The 21,939-nt window shown below is 46.0% G+C and carries 8 protein-coding genes; 3 read left to right on the top strand and 5 right to left on the bottom strand.

All coding sequences use genetic code 11. The features are described 5' to 3' along the window. Window positions 1-22 precede the first annotated feature (22 nt). A complete protein-coding gene (locus WC788_00900; protein MFA6096167.1) occupies window positions 23-9,118 on the bottom strand; it encodes an Ig-like domain-containing protein in 9,096 nt (3,031 codons plus the stop codon). A 493-nt stretch (window positions 9,119-9,611) separates the two neighbouring features. Here WC788_00900 and WC788_00905 point away from each other — a divergent pair, with 493 nt between their 5' ends. Continuing rightward, window positions 9,612-9,761 (top strand): hypothetical protein, encoded by a 150-nt coding sequence (locus tag WC788_00905; GenBank protein ID MFA6096168.1) that lies wholly within the window; start codon window positions 9,612-9,614, stop codon window positions 9,759-9,761. A gap of 481 nt (window positions 9,762-10,242) precedes the next feature. Here WC788_00905 and rpoC read toward each other — a convergent pair whose 3' ends face one another. Both rpoC and WC788_00915 read right to left on the bottom strand, forming a co-directional pair. Beyond that, window positions 10,243-13,929, bottom strand: coding sequence for a DNA-directed RNA polymerase subunit beta' (gene rpoC / locus WC788_00910; GenBank protein ID MFA6096169.1), 3,687 nt, complete (start codon window positions 13,927-13,929; stop codon window positions 10,243-10,245). Between the two features lie 49 nt (window positions 13,930-13,978). Beyond that, on the bottom strand, window positions 13,979-17,209 hold the full coding sequence (locus WC788_00915) for a DNA-directed RNA polymerase subunit beta (protein ID MFA6096170.1): 3,231 nt from the start codon (window positions 17,207-17,209) through the stop codon (window positions 13,979-13,981). Between the two features lie 880 nt (window positions 17,210-18,089). Between WC788_00915 and WC788_00920 the strand changes: the two genes are divergently transcribed. Further along, the gene (locus tag WC788_00920) at window positions 18,090-20,408 is read left to right on the top strand and encodes a PAS domain-containing protein (GenBank protein MFA6096171.1); all 2,319 of its coding nucleotides are present in this window, start codon (window positions 18,090-18,092) and stop codon (window positions 20,406-20,408) included. 18 nt (window positions 20,409-20,426) lie between these two features. Further along, window positions 20,427-20,828, top strand: a complete 402-nt coding sequence (locus WC788_00925) for a helix-turn-helix transcriptional regulator (GenBank protein ID MFA6096172.1) — start codon at window positions 20,427-20,429, stop codon at window positions 20,826-20,828. Window positions 20,829-21,218: 390 nt separating this feature from the next. Here the strand turns inward: WC788_00925 and WC788_00930 are convergent, their stop codons facing one another. Both WC788_00930 and WC788_00935 read right to left on the bottom strand, forming a co-directional pair. Further along, window positions 21,219-21,632, bottom strand: coding sequence for a hypothetical protein (locus tag WC788_00930; protein MFA6096173.1), 414 nt, complete (start codon window positions 21,630-21,632; stop codon window positions 21,219-21,221). After that, entirely contained in the window at window positions 21,563-21,913 is a 351-nt protein-coding gene (locus tag WC788_00935) for a hypothetical protein (GenBank protein ID MFA6096174.1), read from the bottom strand. Before WC788_00935 ends, WC788_00930 begins: the two co-directional genes overlap by 70 nt. Window positions 21,914-21,939 lie beyond the last annotated feature (26 nt).

Raw genomic sequence — 21,939 nt, forward strand, 5'->3', positions numbered from 1 at the left:
TATCTGAACTGAACCTATGGATCTATTGTTTCTTCGCGTAATCCTTTGAAACCCATCCTTCAATTCCCTTTGCGGTTTTGATCTTGAACCAATTTCCACTTTCGCCCAGAATGTCATACGTCTCGCCTTCTTTGGTAAATGCTAGGGTTTTTCCAAGGGTGGAATTTACAGACCTCACCCTTAACCACTTCGTGGTTATGATCAAGGTTCCTGTTGCAGAAGGCGCCGGTTCAACAGTTGCAGATGCGCCGGCAACAGAAGTGTATGAACCCAGGATCCAGCCTGTCTTTCCGGAAGGAGTGGTGATCTTATACCAGCCGTTATTCTCTTCAAGAACGGAATAGTTTTCGTTCTTTTTTACAAAGCCCAATACTTTTCCGGTGGTACTATTCACAGAGCGGATGCGGAGAGTGGTGGCGGTGATTGTAGCAACCCTTGTCGATTCTTCGACCGGAGTTCCTTCCGCATAAGTGCCAAGCTCGGCAACGCTTACTACTTTCACATCGGACCATTTGTAGCCGGCGGCATTGAATTCGGCCGCGGACTTCACATGCTTTCTAGTGTTGTTGTGGATGACATAAACTTTGTTATCCCCTTCAGCCCTGAGAAGCGTTACGGATCCGACAGTCTTCACTACAGTTGCAGAAACAACCTTCACGTCAGACCATTTATATCCTCCTGCATTGAACTCTTCAAGCGTCTGGATCCAGACCTGGTTCCCGTTCTTCACAACATATACCTTCGGGGAATCGGAATATTTGAACAATGTCCCTTCAGGCTCAGTGGTCGGAGTCGAGACTGCGGGAGTTTCGGTTGTCGGAGTCTCGGTGATTGGAGTTGCAGCTTCACCTAAAGTTATCGAATCAGAAATTACAGATGACTGAACACCGGCCGAGTCTTTAAATTTGGCATATACGGTTTTCGTTCCGTTTCCGGAAGTCAATGTCCATCCCTTTGATGTCGCAAATGTTTCCCAGCTTACTCCATCGAAATTGGAAGTGTTGGAAATCGCCATATGCGTCGCGTTCGTGGCCGTGAGTGTCAATGTGACAGCCGCACCAGCCGTGCTTGCCGCACCTCCTGCAACTGAGATCGAAGCGCCAGTCACCGCCGTTATAGCCGGAGCTGACACTCCACCACCACCGGCAGGAGCAGCAGCTGCTGAAGTCGTAGCTGTAACTTCGCTTGAAGGCAAGGATTCACCTGAGGAATTCAGGGCTGTTATCTTGTAATAATACGGGGTCGATGCGGAAAGTCCGGTATCAGTGTAGGAAGTGGTGGACCCGGATGAAACCGTGGGCTCGCTTCCAATCCTTGCGAATGTTCCGCCGGAAGAAGCGCTACGATAGATGTCATAGCTCGTCGCGCCGCTTGTCACGGTCCAGGAGAGATTGATCGAGCTTGAGCTTGCTGCAGTCGCTGACAGTCCCGACGGAGTTGAAGGCGCTCCGGTTGTGGATGAAGTGGGCGCATAAAGCGAGAAGTGGCTTGTAGGAGCGGAGATAAGGACCGTGGACACATTGGACAACGTGTCGGAAGGAGTCAGGCCTGCAGTACTGGAATCCATTACTGTTCCGCTGGCATCTTTGTATGTGATGGTGCTTGGCAAAGTTACCCAGTTTGAATTGGTCTCATCCCAATAGGACATTTTGAGCATGTCCGCTTCCGCTTTGGTATTGATAGAGGCATCACTGCCTGACGGAGTCGCGGCCATTTCCGCTTTGCTGTAGGTCATTTCCACAGTTACGGAATCATTCAAATTTGTGATGGGATTGCCATCGGAGTCGGATGCCTTTATTTCTTTGGCCGCATTGATATAGGTTCCAGTGGCGGAATCATACTTCTTTACCGGTTTAGATGAACTTGTCTGGCGGACATTGTTCGTTTCTTTCGACTGTATATTTCCGGCGGATGTCGAGCTGCCGAGCGCGTTCGCGGGAACCGTAATCTTCACGCCCGCAGTGGTGTCTTCAAGAGTTCCTCCGCTGGCCGGTGTTATCGGTTTGGATTTAGGCGCTGAAAGAGTCACCTGAGTCGTCAAAGTGATGTCCTTTCCTGTTACGGATGCAGTCGTAATCGCGATCGGGTTTGAGGTATAAGCTGCTTCCGCATAGCCCTCTGCTACGCCATACACTTTCCAGCTTCCGGCAGTAACATATAAAGTATAGTTACCGCTAGTATCGGCTTGCGTTCCGGCAAATCCGCCTCCTTGTTTTTCAGCTCGGACAAAAGCGTTAGCAGCCCCGGTTGCACCGATCTTAATTTGTCCCTGAATGGTTAAGGAAGTTGCGGCAAGCGTGTAAGTTCCGCTGGCCAGGTTTCCGTCGGTCACACCGGTATTTACCGTAATATTGGCCAGATCACTGACATAACCCGGTTTCATGGCCTGCACAAAATAGTCCGAAGAGGAGTTTACGACTTGCAAGGAGAAGGCTCCGCTGGCATTGGTCGAGGTCCCGAAGTGCACGCCCGTTGTCGGATCGCCGATCTCAACCCAGGCATTCTGGAGATTGTTGGTGCCATCTGTCACGGTGCCGGACACTGTTCGCAGCGTAGGCAAGGTCACCGTGAGACCTTCATCACTATTTACAGTCAACAATTCAGATGAACTATTATAAGTCGTATTACCATCCGTCGCGGCAATGGTCAAGGCGGATTTGGGCATGCCGGGAACATCAACTCTAACCGTATACGATCCGTCGGGAAGAGACATCGTAGCCGTCGTTTTATTCGTGATCCTCATCTTATTCCCGACTCCGGTGTTATTGAAAACCTCAATGAACGCTTCCGAAACGCTTGAGGAGAATGTGAATGTGATTGTTCTCGTGGCGCCAACCGTTATATCTTTATTGCTGATATTTCCCGCAACATTGAACGAAGCGAGCGGCAGCAATTCGCCGATATTCGGAGCAAATGCCTTGATCACATATCCGTTTCCTTCCGGCGCCTTAAAGCTGTATGTTCCGTCCACTCCGCTTATTGTTTCATTAAAGGTTCCGTTTCCCATCAGTTTCACAAACACGTTAGACAGCTCTTCTCCGTTGTTATAACTTGAGCTTCCATTCGCGTCTTTGTACACCCGGCCTTGGATCGTATAGAAATTTCCGGTTCCGGTCAGGGAAGGCGAGAAATTAATATTTGAAGCGCTTGAAGTGGTGATGGTCACCGTTTGTTCTGCCAGCTGTCCGTATTGCGGCAGGAATGATCCCGCTCTCCAGGTGCCGGCGGAAACATACAATGTATAATTTCCGGAATTATCGGTCATGGCATTGGCATTTCCCGGACCATCGGTGCGATAAGCATACACTGAGGCACCCTGCACGACGTTGGTTCCGTCGATTACCTTGCCGGAAATCGTATAATCCGGTTTAGCGAGCTTCAGAACGAAAGTCGTTAACGCCGTAGCGGGAGCGATTCCAACAGACGCTCCATCGATGTAGAGATAATTGGTTGCATGTCCGCCTTTGGTCGTATCGCTGTTTACAACTACCGACACTTCTTTCGAAGAAGGCATGCCCGGCACAAACGCGCCAACCACATAACTGCCATCAACTACGTTCAAAGTGAAATTACCGCTCGAATCGGCCTGAGCATGGGTTCCGAATCCGCCGGTTGGCGAATAGCCGTATACTTCGGCATTCGCGATGACTTTGTCGGATCCGTCTTTCACCACGCCTTTGATCGTCTTATCGGAAGAGGTTAAGGTAAACGCTATCGTTCCATCATTCGCCGTTCCATTATTTTCCGTAACCGTCGCTCCGCTCACATTCACATTCACGGGCTGAGGAGGAAGATAATTCGGCGTTGGAGGCGGACCGGACATCGGGCCTTTGGGCATTTGAGGGCCGGTTCCCACGAACCACTGTCCGTCGGAAAGATACAAAGTGGCGGATCCGGATCCTCCTCCGTTCAACGTTATTTGTTTGACCCTGAATCCGGTAGACGAACCGGCAAAAACATCCAATGGCGTATTGGCCGGACCCGTGATATTCACTGTAACCGCCGTTCCGCTTGAAGCGCTCGTGAGAGTAAAGTCATAGGTCGTAGGAGTTGATGTAACGCGCACCATTTCCGGCATAGATTTGCCAAGATAATCCGCTCCGTCCAAAGTAATGGTTTGATCGGTGAATAGCATGTAATCTCCGCTGGGCAAATTGGGGAAACTATAAGCTGCCGAACCGCCGCTGAAAGTAGCAGACGCGGCTTCCATGGGACCTGTCATTGGCGACATCAGGAAAACATTCATCGTGCCGGCGTTGGCGCTGCCCGCGGTGATCGTGCCCTGCAAAGTGTTGCTTCCGCCGGACTGAATAAAGAATGGCTGCGACGTTAATGATTCAATAACGGTTGAACCGTCGGCTGACTTAGTCTTGATGTCGACGGTGTAGCCCGAAGTGTCAAATCCTTTCGGCACGGTCGAGTTCTTTATGCTGGCTACATCGATTCTTAAGAAATCAAAGCCCGTGACATTTGTAGCCGCCGAAAGATAGATGGTTACCGTTCTGGCCGAAGTGTTAACCACTACGCCGTCACCTGCAAGTCCTCCCTGGGCCGTTCCGGTGTCGTCGGCATTGAGAGTTCCCGAACAGGAAGCGCCTGTCGGAGCTCCGGCAGTTGCGCATTTGAATGTCGGTGCGCCTGTGCCGGGACCGTTCAGATCCGTTCTCATCGGACTGTTAACATCTTGCTTGGCATTCGTTACGTCAAAACCGCTCGGGAAAGTGAGAACGATCGATCCGCCCGCCGGAATTTGGCTGGAGATCGGAAGATCGACTCCGAAAATCGTGGTCTGCCCGGCCATCATGTTGAATGGCTTCACCATGATCGGCGGCGCAAACCCGAATGTGCTTGAAGAGAAATTGGTCGGCACGAATCCTCCGCCATTATCAAACGCGCTTCCTCCCATGGCCATTGGCCCTAGAGCGCCTTTGGTGGTCATGCTGTTTTGGATCGTAGCGCGGGCGGAATTTCCGGTTCCTCCCATGGCCGTACCAGACAAATCTTTAGCGCCAGTGCCGAGGGCTACATATAATTCCTGCCCCGCTGCAACGCTAAGATTCAATCCTTCGATCATTACGGTGTTGGTAACAGAATCATACTTGAAGGTGGCGCTGGTCAGAGGCACTGCGGTTCCCGCAATTGCCGGATCGAATACAGCCGTCCCGTATTTCACCGTGGCGTAATTAGACGGATTTATAACACTGGCCGCCCAATTAAGCGAATCCGTGGCTTTTGCAGAATTCATGGGCTCGGAGAATGAAATTGCAGCGGCATAATCATCAGCGTTCATAAAAGTGACTGTCGGCACAGAGGAATCCGCCGCACCGGTGGTGAAATTTCGCGCCACCGCAGTGGCTATGGCAAATCCGTTAATTCCGGTTACGCCCGTAGTAACATTTATCGTGTAAGTCGTATTCGGATTTAGCACTGATTTCGGTATGAAATAAGCTTGCCGGTCCAGCCCTCTGTAATCCATCGTGCCATTGATCGCCGTCGAGCCGATAGAAACATAAACCGTGGAAGTGGTGATGGTCGAAACATCCATATCCTTGCTGAAGCTCATGCTTATCGCCCCAATATTGACCGGCACGGCAGTGGCGCCATTGTCAGGATATGTTCCCAATACCGTAGGTGCGATAATATCAGACGTGGTGCCGGTTTTGAAATCCGACATGAACATTGGGAAGGATGCCTGATCGGGAGGAGCGATGGTCATGCCATTCGCAGCCTTTGCCCCGCCCAGGACCTTCAAACGATAAGATGTGCTGGCGGCAAAAGTTCCGGAGTTATAGCCCGCCGCCAAAGTGACCGTGGAAACCATCTTGGCGTTATCAAGAGAGACGGTGCTAATCGCGCTTGAAGAAACATCCGTTTCCGTGGTGCCGCTTACAGTATATAATTTCACATTGTTCTTTAAGAGATATCCTCCCCCGTCATCCGCCATCGGATCAGAGAAATTGATGACGATTTTCATGTTAAGCGGCACGTCAAACGAACCGGGAGCGGGCATTACTCCGTTCACATGCGGAGGCACAAACGCGCCTGATCCGAAAGTTCCACCGCCTTGCAGAACTCCTCCGGAAAATGTCGCAGTCGAACCTGTCGTAAAGAAAAATACATAGCTTCCATCGGACTGATTGCCCTGGATCGCGTTGCCTGCCGTATCTGTCACATTGGGAGTGATCTTTACCGCAATATTCTTATTGTCGCCAAAAGTGTTTCCGCCCGTAAATGACCAGACGGCCAGATTTGAATCCGGAGGCAACGGCGCGGATGGCGGAGTAGTATAATATGCCCAAGCGCCTTTGGTGCTCGTGATATTGGTCAACTCACCGGTGGACATATTGACTTCATTGACCGTCATATTTCCGGCGGCCGTAATGGAAGTCTGACTCATTTCTTTGTTAAATGCTGCAAAAATCTTGAAATTAGTATCTCCGCCAGGAATTCCAGTTGATCCATCCATTGGTCCGTTCCATTTTATGCGCGGATTGGTGAGATCGCCTCCAAAGCCTCCTCCCCCGCCCTGTCCGAGCTGAAAGTTAATGCCGGAAGCGCCCGCGGGAATTCCATTCATCATACGATCAGCAAAACCTTCTTTAAAAGCAACCAGATCATAGGTGCCGGCAAATAATTTACCAGCGCCAATGGTGAAATTGCCGTCAGCGCCTGTTGCCGCCGAGAGGAATCCGGTGCCTTCGGCAAAAATATAAGCGCCTGCAAGATTGTTCGGCGTAGGAGTGGCTGAATCTTTTATGTTTCCCATGATATTGGTGCTGTTTCCTGCAGTAACAGAGGTCAATTGGAACGGATTACCGCTCATATCTTTCATCTGCTGGGTATTTGTTTCGTCAGTAGCTTCGAGGTAATACCTCACTATAGTATTTGCCGCTCCAACTGTTGCGGATGGAATCACATGTCTATAAAATCCTCCTCCCAAGTGTGAGCCATTATGATTGGAATCGCTCACGTATGTCGGAGTACATCCGGATCCGGCGCAGTAATAAAGCTTGCTGGATAGAGCCGGCGTTGAAGAAGCGTTGGCAAAATTATCCATTACGCGGACAATGACATCAAGATTGGTGCTGGCCGCCGCCTGGAAAATAGGGCGGTGCATGATGTTTGGCGGCATCGTATCGGAAGCGGCTGTGACGGTCGTAAAACCGCTGGTGCCGGTTGTTTCCAATGCAGTTAAACTCCCCACGTTCGCAGAAGTTATAGTAGACATTAGTTCCGCATAGGTCTTTACGCGCCAATAATAAGCAGTATTCGGATTAAGAGGAGCTGGTTGTGTCAAGATCAGGTATTGTCCCGCCCCATAGTTTACGTTGCAGCTTGAAGCATTGCAATGACTCGCGGTTTTGGGAAAAGTGTAATCCCAAACCGTGGTACCAGTAAAATCAGAAGCGGTATTTACAGTCAGTCTATAACTATTAAATGTGGCATTGTTTGAAGGGCCGAAATTGAAGTTTGGCGGAATAGGAATATTAGTGGCATTGTTCGACGGAACAAACAAGCTCAGACCGCTTCCAGAACTTGAATATACACCGAAGCCATTCGGCATTGTCACGACTTCGCCGCCTGTCGTGACTCTGACATCGCGACTTCCATCTGTGGCATCAGCCGTGATTGTGACTGGGAAACTTAAATTAGTAGCACCAGTGGAGCTGACCGTACCAGCTGTCGCATTTGTGTCGTTAGTACTAGTACCGCTAAGCAAGAATTGCACTGTGCTTGAAGCTGTAAAATGAGTATTTGAACCGGTTATCGTAACAGTAAAAGGAGAAGAGCCTTTTGCTCCGCCTCCTGGAGTCACCATGTTAATCCCGGGAATTCCTCCGCCGCCGGAAGGCGCGACGTTGATCTGGAACATTTTCTCTCCATCTACCGCGCTATCCGTAACCTTGATTCTTATTGTGTAGCTTCCCGGCGCATTGGCAACGGTACCCGTTATTTTGCCGCCATCAGCTCCGCTTGCCACGAGCGTCAAACTAAGACTTGCCAAAACGTCGATGGCGTATTGATCAGCCGCAGCCCATGTGTATGTGCCTGTGGCACCGCCAGTCGCCTCCAAAGCTACCAAAGGAGTAGTGGTATTATAAACCGTTCCAACTGTAGTTGAAGGAATATTGGTAGTGGTAATCGTAGGCGCATTGGTTAAATTGACGGCTAAAGTGCCTACCACATTTCCACCCATATCGACAATGGCATTATTTGCCGCGGCGATCGTACTTATACCATTTCCGCCATCCGCAAAATCGCCAGAATCCAAATTTCCATTTAAAGTAACGGTCGCAAATTCCATTCCGGGATTATGAGTAACGCTTGAAATCGTGTGTCCGCCTGTTGTTCCATTGTCGATAAAAGTAAACGAAGCCGCAACCAAACTTCCACCGCCTGATTTTTGCACCGACTTACTGAACCTTACATTCACAGCAGCAGAGCCTGAAGCTCCGGTGGCTTTTACGATCGTCGCAGGAGCGGTGTCCGCCTTCAAATCATTGGTAGTGAAAGTGGAAGCGCCATTATTTCCGTCAGAAGTAACCACGCCAGTAGTCGCCGGAATAGCGGCAATAATACGATCATCATCGGCAATAGTGCCTGATGTTTTAATTACCACATAGAAAAATGTTTCGGTCCCATTAGCTAACGCCACCGGAGTAGCCGGCGTTAAAGTGATGCTGCTGGAAGACCAGGCCGGAGATCCTCCCAAAGTTACAACCGCATCTCCCGCACCAAACATGCCGGTATTTCCGCCTCCGGCATCATCGTATAAAGCAACGCCTGAAGTATTATTAGTGGCAATCGCCGCCAAGTCAGAAGTGCCAAACCCCGTACCGCTGAAATTCACAGTAACTGAAGTTAAAGTTTGACCGGCTTGCGACGCGGTTACGCCGACTCTTAACATAGCAGTCGCTACTGAACTTGCCGGTATCGGAGAACCGGGCATCTGGGTTGGCATTCCCTGGGTTGAAAAAGTAAAAGTCGAAGCCGCCCTCGCCGCCGGCACGAGAACCAAGAACTGCAAACCCAATGACCACACCAATGTGGCCACGAGGAGAAAAGACGCAAAAAATTTCTTCGCGCCCTTTTTTATTTCTTTCCTTGTTTTTTTCATTTTTGTATTCTCCTTACAAATTAAAAAACAGCCCCTGAAAACCTCGAAGGACTGTTCGCTTGCTGATTAAATTATATGAAAAAGTTGTTGAATTCCGGTCTTTTGAAAACAAAAAATACGAGAGAACAAAAAACCTCGCATTAACATCCGATGCATTATTTATTTTTTTTATATTTTTTCTTTTAGACCCCCCTTGAAACATTTTTTGTTTTGCTTAAATAAAAAAGTATTACGGGAATTTGCCTCATAAATAACTTTCTGCTTTTCAAGCTATTCTTATTATATAAACATTTGCCATACGTGTCAAATGGATCGTAAACTGGAAATTGGATATTAGATATTGGAAATTATAATACCTCTTGCAGGAACAGACTTGCCTGCCGGAAGAAATAATCCTAAAGCTCGGCCTTAGGAAAATGCAATGTTAAATATCAGATATAAAATCTTTACATTTTCCCCTATCTATATTATATTACTTTTCAGAGGTGGAGATATGGAAACTAACGATACGCCCTTCGACAAACCGGAAAAAATAACCGATGTATCTCAGATAAAAAATCCGCAAACATATTTTGAAACGGTATACAGCGTCTTTATGTGTCCGGGCAAAAGTTGCGCCAAAATAAAAAAATCTCAACTCTAAAGATGGCAAATCCAGGTTCAAACAATATATAAAAGCTCAAACAACGAGCTTTATTTTTTTGCTGGTTCAATATCTCTGACTTGAATCAATTATTCCTATGCTTTATAAGTCAGAAACTCATGGTTCAAGTTATAAACTCGTTCCCGTCGGAGAAATAAATTGCTAAGACTTAAACGCCTTTGGAATTGATGCCCTGTATCATAATATCTCTTTCCAAGGGTGGAGATATGGAAGCTGGTAATAAGCCCCAAGATACACGAATAAAAATAGAGGTTCTATCCGAAATAAAAAATCCAAGAACGTATTTTGAAACCGTCAGAAAACTGATGATGTGTCCGGGATCAAGCTTCGCTTCCATAAAAAAATCTAAAATTTGCTAACAAGCTCAAAATGGGCTTATTTTTTTATATTATTATATCCTTTTATACCGATTTAAAAACCCGGCCATTTCCATGGCCGGATCTTTTTATCCTGAAAGATATTATTCGCCTTGCGCGATCCTTCCTTTATATCCTGTCCCGGATGGGATCAGTCTTCCAATGATCACGTTTTCCTTGAGTCCCCTCAGCTTGTCTTCTTTTCCGGTTATCGCAGCGTTTATGAGAACGCGCGCTGTTTCCTGGAACGATGCCGAAGACAGGAAGCTCTCGGTGGTCAGCGACGCTTTCGTGATCCCGAGCAGGATCTGATCATGAGTCGCTTTCTTTTTGATCTTATCGGTAATAGCTTTGTTCTTCTTGTTATCCGCTAAAACTCTGTCATTCGCATCAAGAAGCTGGGCTTTCTCTACAACGTCTCCGATCAGAAGGTTCGTATCTCCCGGATCCTTGATGCGGACCCTTGATAGCATCTGGCGTATGATTATCTCGATGTGCTTATCATCGATCCCCTCTCCCTGCGCCGTATATACCTGCTGAACTTCCTTGATGATATATTTTTTCACAGCTTCGATGCCCTTGAGAAGGAACAGCTCCTGAAGATCCACATGTCCCTCAACCAACTGCTGTCCAATGGTCACAAGATCTCCCTTGTTGACCAGAAGCGCAGTGTCTTTAGTGACTGTGTAGCTCCTTATATCATCGACTTTCTCCTTTGCCGACAGCGCTTCGACTCCCGGATTGAATTTTATCTTTATGGTTTTCTTTTCAAGACCTTCTTCGATCTCATCAACTTTGCCATCAACTTCCGCGATGACTGCCTTGCCTTTCGGAAGCCTTGCTTCGAATATTTCCTCAACCCTCGGAAGTCCCTGAGTGATATCTTTTCCGGCAACACCTCCGCTGTGGAATGTCCTCATGGTAAGCTGGGTTCCGGGTTCTCCGATCGCCTGCGCGGTAACGATGCCGACGGCCTGTCCGATCTCCACCATCTTATTCCTTCCAAGATCGAATCCATAGCACATCTGACAAAGCCCTCTTCTTGTCTTGCAATCCACAACGCTTCGGACAAACACGCTCTTCACTCCAAGCTTCTCGATCAGCTTTGCATCATCCTTGCTGATCTGCCCGCCCGCTTTGACTATGGCTTTCCCTGATTTGGGATTCTTTATATCCGCAAACGCCGTCCTTCCTGCGATCCTCATGGAAAGCCTCCTTCCAATATCTTCATGTTCTTCGGCAATGATCTCCATTGACGTCGGGTCTCCGCAATCATGTTCATGGACGATAACATCCTGCGCAACATCGACAAGCCTTCTCGTAAGATATCCTGCGGTCGAGGTCCTGAGAGCCGTGTCGGCCATTCCTTTTCTTGTGCCGTGGGTGGAAATGAAATATTCCAGCACGTTGAATCCTTCCTTGTAACTGCTCTTTATCGGAAGTTCGATCGTCTCTCCGGACGGGTTCACAACGAGCCCCTTCATGCCGGTCATCTGGGTTATAACAGCCCAGTTGCTTCGTGCGCCGGAATTGATCATGTACGCGACAGGACTGGCTTCTCCGATAGTTCCGGGCGTCATTTTCGATATCGTATTCTTTACGGCGGTCCAGACTTCGATCGCTTTTATCCTTCTTTCATTATTCGTGAGAAGTCCTTCTTCATATTGATTCCTGATCTCTTCGATCTTGCCGTCAGCTTCCTTGAAAATGGCTTTCTTTTCTCCCGGAATCTTCAGGTCATCCATTCCCCAGCTGATTCCCGACCTTGTCGCATAATAGAATCCAAGTTCTTTTATCTTATCGACGAGCAACACGGTTTTTTCCGCGCCTAACAGTTCGAGAGAATCGGCAACAACCGCCTTCAGGGATGAGGAATCCATGACCTTATTGATGAACCTCAGTTCATCCGGCAAAGAGTTGTTGAATATTATCCTTCCGACGGAAGTTTCAATATATTTTCCGCTCTTTTCTTCCGCAGTCAGATATTTCGAAGGATAGTCCTTTATCACCGAAGTCTTCAGTTTTACCTTTGAAACCAGATCGATCATACCAAGCTCATAAGACATTATGGCTTCGTCAAAATTATTGAAAGCCTTGCCCTCTCCCTTTTTGCCGTCGATCATCTTGGTTATATAGTAGCATCCGAGAACTATGTCCTGGCTCGGCGTCACGATCGGATCTCCGGTCGCAGGCTTTAGAAGATTCCTTGCCGAAAGCATGATCTCCCTGGACTCTTTCTGCGCTTCTTCGGTGAGAGGAAGATGGACAGCCATCTGGTCTCCATCGAAGTCGGCATTGAACGCCTTGCAGACCATCGGATGGATCTGGATCGCTTTTCCCTCGATCAGCACCGGATAGAATGCCTGGATACCGAGCCTGTGCAAAGTCGGAGCGCGGTTCAAAAGTACCGCTTTATTCTGGATCACTTCTTCGAGGATATCCCACACTTCGTTTATACCCTGTTCTATCAATTTATTTGCGCTCCTCACATTATATGCAAAACCTCTTTCAATAAGTTCTTTCATTACGAACGGCTTGAAAAGTTCAAGGGCCATTTTCTTCGGAAGTCCGCACTGGTCCAGCCTCAAAGTCGGACCGATGACGATAACGGAACGCGCAGAATAGTCAACGCGTTTTCCAAGAAGGTTCTGTCTGAATCTTCCCTGTTTTCCTTTCAACATGTCCGCAAGAGACCTCAGCTGCCTCTTTTTGCCGGTTGCGGCCATAGTTGCCTGGCCTTTTCTCGCGCTGTTATCTATAAGAGCGTCAACAGCTTCCTGAAGCATCCTTTTTTCGTTCCTGGAAATGACTTCGGGAGCCCCGAGCTCGATCAATTTCTTCAGACGATTATTTCTGTTTATCACTCTTCTATATAGGTCATTGAGATCGGATGTCGCAAATCTTCCTCCGTCAAGCTGAACCATCGGGCGAAGGTCGGGAGGTATCACGGGAAGGACATCAAGACACATCCATTGCGGCTTGATCCCCGCTTTTATGAATCCCTGCACGACTCTCAATCTCTTCATGGTCTTTTTCCTCTGAGCTGAGGCATTTGGGATCTCATCGAGGTCTTTCTCAAGTTTTCTGGAAAGTTTGGGAAGATCAACCTCTTCCAATACTTTTCTGATCGCGCCGGTTCCGATATCGGCTCTGAAAACCGAAGCATATTTCAAAGACAGAGTTCTGTATTCCATTTCAGAGATCACCTTCAATTTCTTGATGCTCTTCAGATCTTCTTTCGCTTTGTCCCTCGCTTCTTTGAGTTCGTTCAATTCCGGAACGGTCAATTTTGATTTTCCCGCCTTTGCCCTGGATTTATATTCCGCTTCTATCTGATCAGATACCACCTTTCTTTCCTCTTCGTTCACATTGGTAATGAGGTAGCTTGCAAAATAGACGACTTTCTCGAGATTCTGGACAGACATATCAAGCGTAAGACCGATGCTCGAAGGAACACCCCTGAGAAACCAGATATGCGCCACCGGAACGGCAAGCTTGATGTGCCCCATTCTTTCCCTTCTTACGATCGACTTGGTCACTTCGACCCCGCATTTATCGCAGACGATCCCCTTGTATCTTATCCTTTTGTATTTTCCGCAATAGCATTCCCAGTCTTTCGTCGGACCAAAAATTTTCTCGCAGAACAGCCCGTCCTTTTCAGGCCTCTGAGTCCTGTAATTGATCGTCTCGGGTTTCGTCACTTCCCCGGTTGACCACTCCAGGATCTCCTCCGGACTTGCGAGTTTAAGCCTTACGGCATTAAAATCTTCAACCTTAGTGTTTATTGACATGATTTATGAAATTATAAATAAATTTATTGAAAATTTTTGTGTCCGAAAACTACTTTGCTTCCTTGGGTTCGGCTTCCGCGATCCCCTCTTCCGGAATTTCAACTTTCTTCGCACCCATCAGCTCGACGTCGAGAGCAAGCGCCTTGAGCTCGTTCACAAGAACATGGAACGAAGCCGGAACATGCGGACTTTTGATCTTCTCTCCCTTGATTATCGATTCATAGGCCTTGGACCTGCCGAGAACATCGTCCGACTTTATGGTCAGGACTTCCTGCAAAGTGTGAGCCGCTCCATATCCTTCCAGCGCCCAGACTTCCATTTCTCCGAATCTCTGTCCGCCAAATTGCGCTTTTCCTCCGAGAGGCTGCTGTGTTATCAAAGAGTACGGACCGATAGACCTCATATGGATCTTGTCCTCGACCAAGTGGTTCAGTTTCATTATATATACGATCCCGACCGTCACTTTGTTGTCGAATTTTCTCCCGGTCTTGCCGTCATAAAGATCAACTTTTCCGTCGGTCGGAAGTCCCGCTTTTTCAAGCTCGCGTTTTATTTCCCCTTCGGTTATTCCGTCCAGCGCCGGGCACGCAACCTTATAACCGAGCTTCTGAGCGGCCCAGCCAAGATGCGTTTCAAGGATCTGGCCGATGTTCATACGGCTGGCGACTCCCAACGGATTCAGGATGACATCAACCGGGGTTCCGTCCTCGAGGTATGGCATATCTTCAACCGGAAGGATCTTCGAGATGACACCTTTGTTCCCGTGACGCCCCGCAAGCTTGTCTCCGACCTGTACTTTCCTGAGCTGCGCCACGCTGACCTGGATCGTTTTTATGATCCCCGAGGAAAGCTTGTCTCCCTGCTCTCTTGAAAATATCTTGATATCGACGACTTTTCCCTGTTCGCCGTGCTGCAGATACAATGAAGTGTCTTTCACGTCTCTCGCTTTTTCTCCGAAGATGGATCGGAGTAATCTTTCTTCCGCAGTCAGATCGCTTTCGCCTTTAGGCGTTATCTTTCCGACCAAAATATCTCCAGACCTGACTTCCGCTCCGACTCGGATGATCCCGTCTTCATCAAGATCTTTCAATTTTTCTTCTCCGACGTTCGGGATGTCCCTGGTGATGACCTCCGGACCCAGCTTGGTATCCCTGACATCGATTGAGAAATCTTCGATATGGATCGAACTGAATCGGTCATCTTCCACAACTTTTTCGGATATTATGATGGCGTCCTCAAAATTCGCGCCTTCCCACGGAACGAAGGAAACAAGAAGATTCTGGCCCAATGCAAGTTCTCCGTTCTGCGTTGCGGCTCCATCGGCGAGGATATCTCCCTTTTTCACCATCTCCCCTTTTCCGACCCTTGGGTGCTGGGTCATAGAGGTTGCGGAATTGGACCTTACAAAATTATATAGATTATATTCATCGAATCCTGATTTATGCTTTATCTTTATATGAGAACCGTCCACCTCGACGACTTCTCCCGGCTCCTTGGCAAGGATCACATGCCCCGAATCGACTGCTGCTTTCATCTCAAGCCCGGTTCCGACAACCGGAGAATCCGGCAAAATGCATGACACGGCTTGTCGTTGCATGTTCGAACCCATGAGCGCCCTGTGCGCATCATCGTGTTCAAGGAACGGTATGAGAGATGTTGCGACGCTGATCGCCTGATTGGGAGACACATCGGCATAATCGACTTCCTTCGCATTGATAATTCCCGGCCTGCCCTTGATCCTGGCTTGTACTTCCGTTTCAGTGAACTTTCCGCTCTCGTCAGTGGGAACGCTGGCATGCGCGATCGAAGCTTCTTCTTCAACCGCCGCATCGAGATATACAACCTCGTCTGTAACTCTTCCGTTGACAACTTTCCTGTACGGTGTTTCCAAAAAACCAAAATCATTCACCTTGCTGTAAATCGAAAGATGTCCGACTAATCCGATGTTCGGACCTTCAGGGGTCTGAATCGGGCAGATCCTTCCATAATGGCTTCTGTGCACATCACGCACCTCGAACCCGGCTCTTTCCCTTGTGAGTCCTCCCGGACCCATGGCAGAAAGCCGTCTTTTGTGTTCAAGCTCGGCAAGAGGATTGACCTGATCCATGAACTGGCACAATTGGCTGGACATGAAAAACTCCCTGATCACAGCAATGAGAGGCCTGGTGTTTATGAATTGAGCAGGGGTCGCCGTATTTGAATCTATGGTGCTCATCCTGTCCTTTATATTCCTTTCAACCCTCATCAGCCCCAAGCGGAACCTTTCCTGGATAAGCTCTCCGACCGATCTCGTTCTTCTGTTTCCGAGATGATCGATATCGTCTGCCGAAGCATTTATGGAATTATTCAATTTGATGATCTCCTTGACCGCCAGAATAAGATCGTTCGGCTGGAAAACCCTATGCTCCACTTTATCAGCAAGGTCGATCTTCAATCTCTGGTTGATCTTGTGGCGTCCGACTTTTCCCAAATCATACCTGTCGAATTTGAAGAACATGCCTTCGATCAACTGCTTGGCATTGTCAGATGTCGCAAGGTCTCCCGGCCTTATTCTTTTGTAAACCTCAATAAATCCTTCGGCCTGTGATTTGGCGACGTCCTTCTTGATGGTTTCGGTTATAAACTTGATCTCTCCCGTATCAACATCCGAGAACAGCTTCAAGAGCTGTTCGTCAGTACCGTTCCCAAACGCTCTCATGAGGGATGTTATTGCAACTTTCCTTTTCTTGTCGATCCTTACAAAGATCGCTCCACTGGATTCCGTATCGATCTCAAGCCATGCGCCGCGCGTCGGGATCAATTTCGCCCCGAAGAATTTTTTCTCTTCCTTCTCGCTCGAGTAATGGAAAAACACGCCGGGCGATTTGATCAGCTGGCTCACCACGACTCGCTCCACTCCGTTTATCACAAAAGTGCCCCGATCCGTCATGATCGGAAATTCTCCAAAATATATTTCCTGTTCCTTGGATGCTTTGGTTTTCTTGTTTATCAGGTTCACTTTGCATCGGAGCGGAGCTTCATATGAAATGTTTTTCTTCTTTGATGTTTCTTCGTCGTATTTTACTTTGTCGAGATAGTAATCGACAAATTCCAATTCCAGTTCTTTATTAAAGCTGACCACCGGAGAAACTTCTTCCAGAAGTTCCCTGAGTCCTTTTTCGATAAACCACTTATATGATTGTATCTGCGACTCGATCAGAAATGGCGGCTCCACCACTTCTCTTCTTTTTCTAAAAAATCTTCGCGTTGATCTTAATGGTAGCAGGTCTTTTTTGGGCATGTTCTTTTAGATTATGCTTGAAATAAATATATAATAAATTATTTTACAAAGTGAATTTTGATCTATTTTTGATCTACTATCGATATCCTGTTATTATCTATGCAAAAATATTTTTTAAGATACAAAAACAAGCCAAAACAGCGCGCGCTGTCGGCACAACTCCATAACTCCTTCTAAATTGTTTTATAAATCATAAAGTTTAAGTTTTTAACTTCAAACTTAGATATATGTATATTATATACGAATAAATAATCCTGTCAAGCCGGTCTGCCAGCCAAAAAACACCCCTCCCTGGCCTGATTCCCCCATGCTCCATTTATGTCCCCGCACTCATTTCTAAAAAATTGCCTTGCAGGGATAATTTGATATCCACAATACCTCCACAATGAGGACATCTCGTTAAGAAAGACACCTCTCCTGACATATCCTTTTTTTCGACATTTTTTAACAATACTCCGTTACATTTCGCGCAATGCACCAATTGATCGTGCTTTCTGTATTCGGTCGTTTTCATCTGTATTTGGTTATTATCTTAGTATGTGAAGTTTCTGATGTATTTATTGTATCATCGGGGATTGTATTATTCAATACACGGTCAATATCATATCCTATAATACACAGATGTTTCTTTTTGTGATCGCTTAAATGTATTTTACACGATCTTTATGTTTATTACTGGCCAATAATGAGTCCTATAATCTACACAATGCATATAGATATTTACATCTGTTAAATCGTATGATAAAATATATAAAAGTTATCCACAGGCGATTCTAGCTATTGTTTCAACAATTCTTAACATGCTATTACTCGTATTATTTCAATTTTATCTGAATCACTTTAATCGAACTCCCTTGACCAGCAATAATCAATAATATCCATGATTTTCGGCAATTTCAAAAAATCAATTGAAACAATAATCAAAAAACGCCCCTCGTCCAAGATCGTCGGGGCTATAAATGACAATATCCTTGAAAGCGAGAGAAGGTACAGGGAACTCGCGGATTCCCTGCCACAGATCATATTCGAAACCGATCCCGGTTTCAATCTGACCTTTCTTAACAATAATGCCATTTCGGTTTTTGGCTATAACAGCAATGATTATGCGAACGGAATGAGCTTTGACAAGTTGTTTGTGGAAGAAAATGCCATCAAGATCAAAGATTGCACCATAGACTTCATCAGAAAAAAAAAGTTCCATTCTTGCGAAAAGATCGCAAAGAAAAAAGATGGCGGCACATTCCCCGCCCTTATACATATCTCTTCTATTTTAAATGAAAGAAAAGAATTTGACGGGCTCAGGGGAATAATAATCGATATTTCCGACAGAAAAGAAATGGAAGAATTGCTGAAAGAAAGCGAGGAAAAGTACCGGAACATCATCGAAGATTCAAATGATCCCATTTGGGTCGGAGACCTCAGAGGAAATATAACATTTTTCAACAAAGAAGCTGAAAAATTATTCGGCTATCAATTGGGTGAGCTCGAAAACAGAAGCTACGAGCCGTTAATCCCGAGGGAGGATCTGCCACGCTTAAAAAAAATAATAGTATCCGCTTTTTCCGGAAATCCAGAACAGTTTGAGGTTAAAATAAAACAGAAGAGCGGCCAATTGATCGACGTCTGGATTAAGCTTAACGCTCTCTATAAGAATGGAAAGATCGAGGGCCTGATAGCTATCGGCAGGAACATCACGGAAAAAAAGAAGTCTGAAAATCTTCTGATCGAAAGCGAAGAGCGATACCGCACAATGGTTGAAAACTCGAATGACATGATCTATATTCTTGATACGCAAGGCAAGATCACCTACATAAACCCTGCGGCCGAAATATGCAGTGGCATGAAAAAAGAAGAAATAATAGGACAAAGCTACACATTAATGCTATCCCCCGCGGATATTCCCAGAATAAAGGATATTTTCACCAGGACATTGCGGGGAGAAAAAAACAATTATGAAGCAAAGGTCAATAAGGCTGACGGAAGTTCGCTGATCTTATCAGTGAATACGGCACCAATATACAAGGACGAAAAAATTATCGGCACTGTAAGTTTTGCAAAAGACATTACTGAGGAAAAAATTTCTAAAAACCTGCTATTGGAAAGCGAGGAAAGATATCGTACGCTAGTCGAAAATTCAAATGATGTCATTTGGTCGTTGGACACGAACGGCAAGTTTGTTTATATAAACAAAGCAGCTGAATCAATAAGTGGGTATAGGCCCGAGGAGGTGGTAGGTGCAAGCTTTGAACTTCTGCTTTTTACAGAAGATATTGACCGGATCAGAGCTATTTTTCAAAGCGTTATGTCCGGAAATGTCAATAAATACGAAATCAGGGTAAAAAAGAAAAATGGAGACATCTTTATATTATCCGTAAATACCGCGCCGATATTCAAAAAAGACCAGATAATCGGAACGGTAAGCTGCGGAAGGGATATTACCGAACAAAAAGCGCAAGAAAAAGAACTGCAGAAGGAATACTCTTTCAGAAAATCCATTGAACACTCGCTTCTTGTAGGAATTGCGATTGTCGATCTTGAGAGAGTTATGACATATGTCAACCCCGCTTTTTGCACGATGACCGGATACAACGAGGAAGAGCTGCTCGGCAAGAAACCGCCATTTGTTTTTTGGCATCCGGACGATGCGCAAGCGATCTCGGAGGGATTAAAAAAGAAGGTTAGAGGAGAGGTCCCAATGCGCAGTTTCGAATTGAAATTCCGTAAAAAAAACGGAGAAACGCTTTTCGTACTGGGACTGCACTCCCCCATTAAGAACAGCAAGGGAGAACCGACCGCCTGGATGGCTGTATTTTTCGACATAACAGAAAGAAAAGAGCGGGAAAAGGAACTGACCAAAATGAAAAAGGCGGTTGAATACTCGAATGAGGTCATCTTCATGACGGATAAAGACGGGGTAATTACTTTTATAAATCCGGAATTCACGAAAATCTATGGATATGATAAAAACGAAATCATTGGAAAAGCAAGTTATAAGCTTCTAAGGGGTCATGAAATAAGCGATAAAGAACACGAAGACCTGAAACAAAAGATCTTTGCGAGACAGGTTATAAAAAGCAAGATACTGAACAAGACGAAAGATGGCAGATTGATCAGAATAGAAGATTACACCAACCCGATCGTTGATGATAAAAATAATCTGATCGGATTCCTTGCGATCCAGCATGAAGCTGAAGGATAACAACTAATTTTCATAATAATGCCTTTTGTAAAAAACATCACAACCCAAGACAATGGCAGAAACAACAATCCAAGATGCATCGACAATCTGGGTAAATATCTGAAAAAGATAAGAATAGACAATGGATACAGCATACGCTACGTCGCAAAGAAGAACAACATCTCTCCCAGTTATCTTTCGAAGATCGAGAATGGCAGCTTTTTCAATACGATCGGGATCAGTACGCTCGTTAGCCTCTCCGAATTCTATGGCATATCGATCTCATCGATGCTTGAAGAAGCGGGTTTCACGAAAAAACAATCGGATTTCCTTCCGGACTTTACTCAATATCTTCGAACCAGATATAAAATGTCCCCGCAGGCGATTCGGGATCTGGAACTGGCAAAAGAAATAATAGATAAAAAATATATGCATAATTAGTATCGATCTTCTCAAATATGGATACCCTAAACAAAAAACCTTCCCGAACAGAAAGGTTTTTTTGTTACATCTCGCATTTCCACTTTACAGACCTTTGACTTTAGAGACTTTCGACTATCAACCCTACATCCCTATGTTCTTCACCCACCCGAAGGTGTTCTCGAAGTTGGTGATGATGATCTGGACGACAGATTTATTTTTCTCGCAAAGAGTGTTTTTCGTTTTGTCATAGTGTTCTTAATATTATTATTGGACGGTCCGAAAGCGGGATCTTATCAAAGAAATACCGCGAAGAGCTATCTTTCCGGTATTCTTATATTTAACATGAAGATCTTTGATTTCAAGCATATCGGCTCATTAAAGTGGAGTGAAATCTGCCACGAACCTGCTCTAAAAAAACCCATTACAGCCTATGAAAAGAGTGTCATTCTCACTGTTGTCCCGGATAGCCTGATTATCAGTTATGACGCAGTCTTCTTCGTTCTTGCTGTCGCTCAGGACGCTTCCTTCTCTTCCGATACTTGCGGCATTCTTCAATCTTGATCCGGCATCCCCGAGATTAATGACCGAAGATAGAAAGATCACACCCAGACTGAAACCGAACAGCATGCAAAGCAAAGTGTACGATATTCTTTTTTTTAAATTATCGGTATGGGTCATAAGCATATGCTTATTTGTTATGGATACATTGTACCACAACCTAATAATATTCTCAACAAATTTGGCAACTGAGATCAGAACCACTCCGCCTTGTTCCTGAGACAGTAATTCAATGTTTTTGCAGTCATCTCCCCTATCTGCCATGAAGTGAATCCGCATTTTCCTTTTGAATTTTCATTCTCGAGCCCGAATGAGGCGCTCTTCTTTTTCTTATAATACGGCGAATCGCAATCAAAGACAACCTCGGATATGTTTTTGATCGATATATGATTTTTCACGAACAAGGCTTCGATATTCTCAAGAATTTTTTCCGCAAGATCCCTGCTGTCGATCCAGCTCAACTCATCGACTGCATTTCCCTTTTTGGCCAGCAAAAAAAGGCTCGCTTTTACGCCAATAACTTCGATTTTTAATTTATATTTCATTGATTTTAATTATTATTTCAGCTCTT

The sequence above is a fragment of the Candidatus Paceibacterota bacterium genome (genome assembly GCA_041661265.1).
In the GTDB taxonomy this organism is placed as follows: Bacteria; Patescibacteriota; Minisyncoccia; order JAHIHE01; family JAGLIN01; genus JBAZUT01.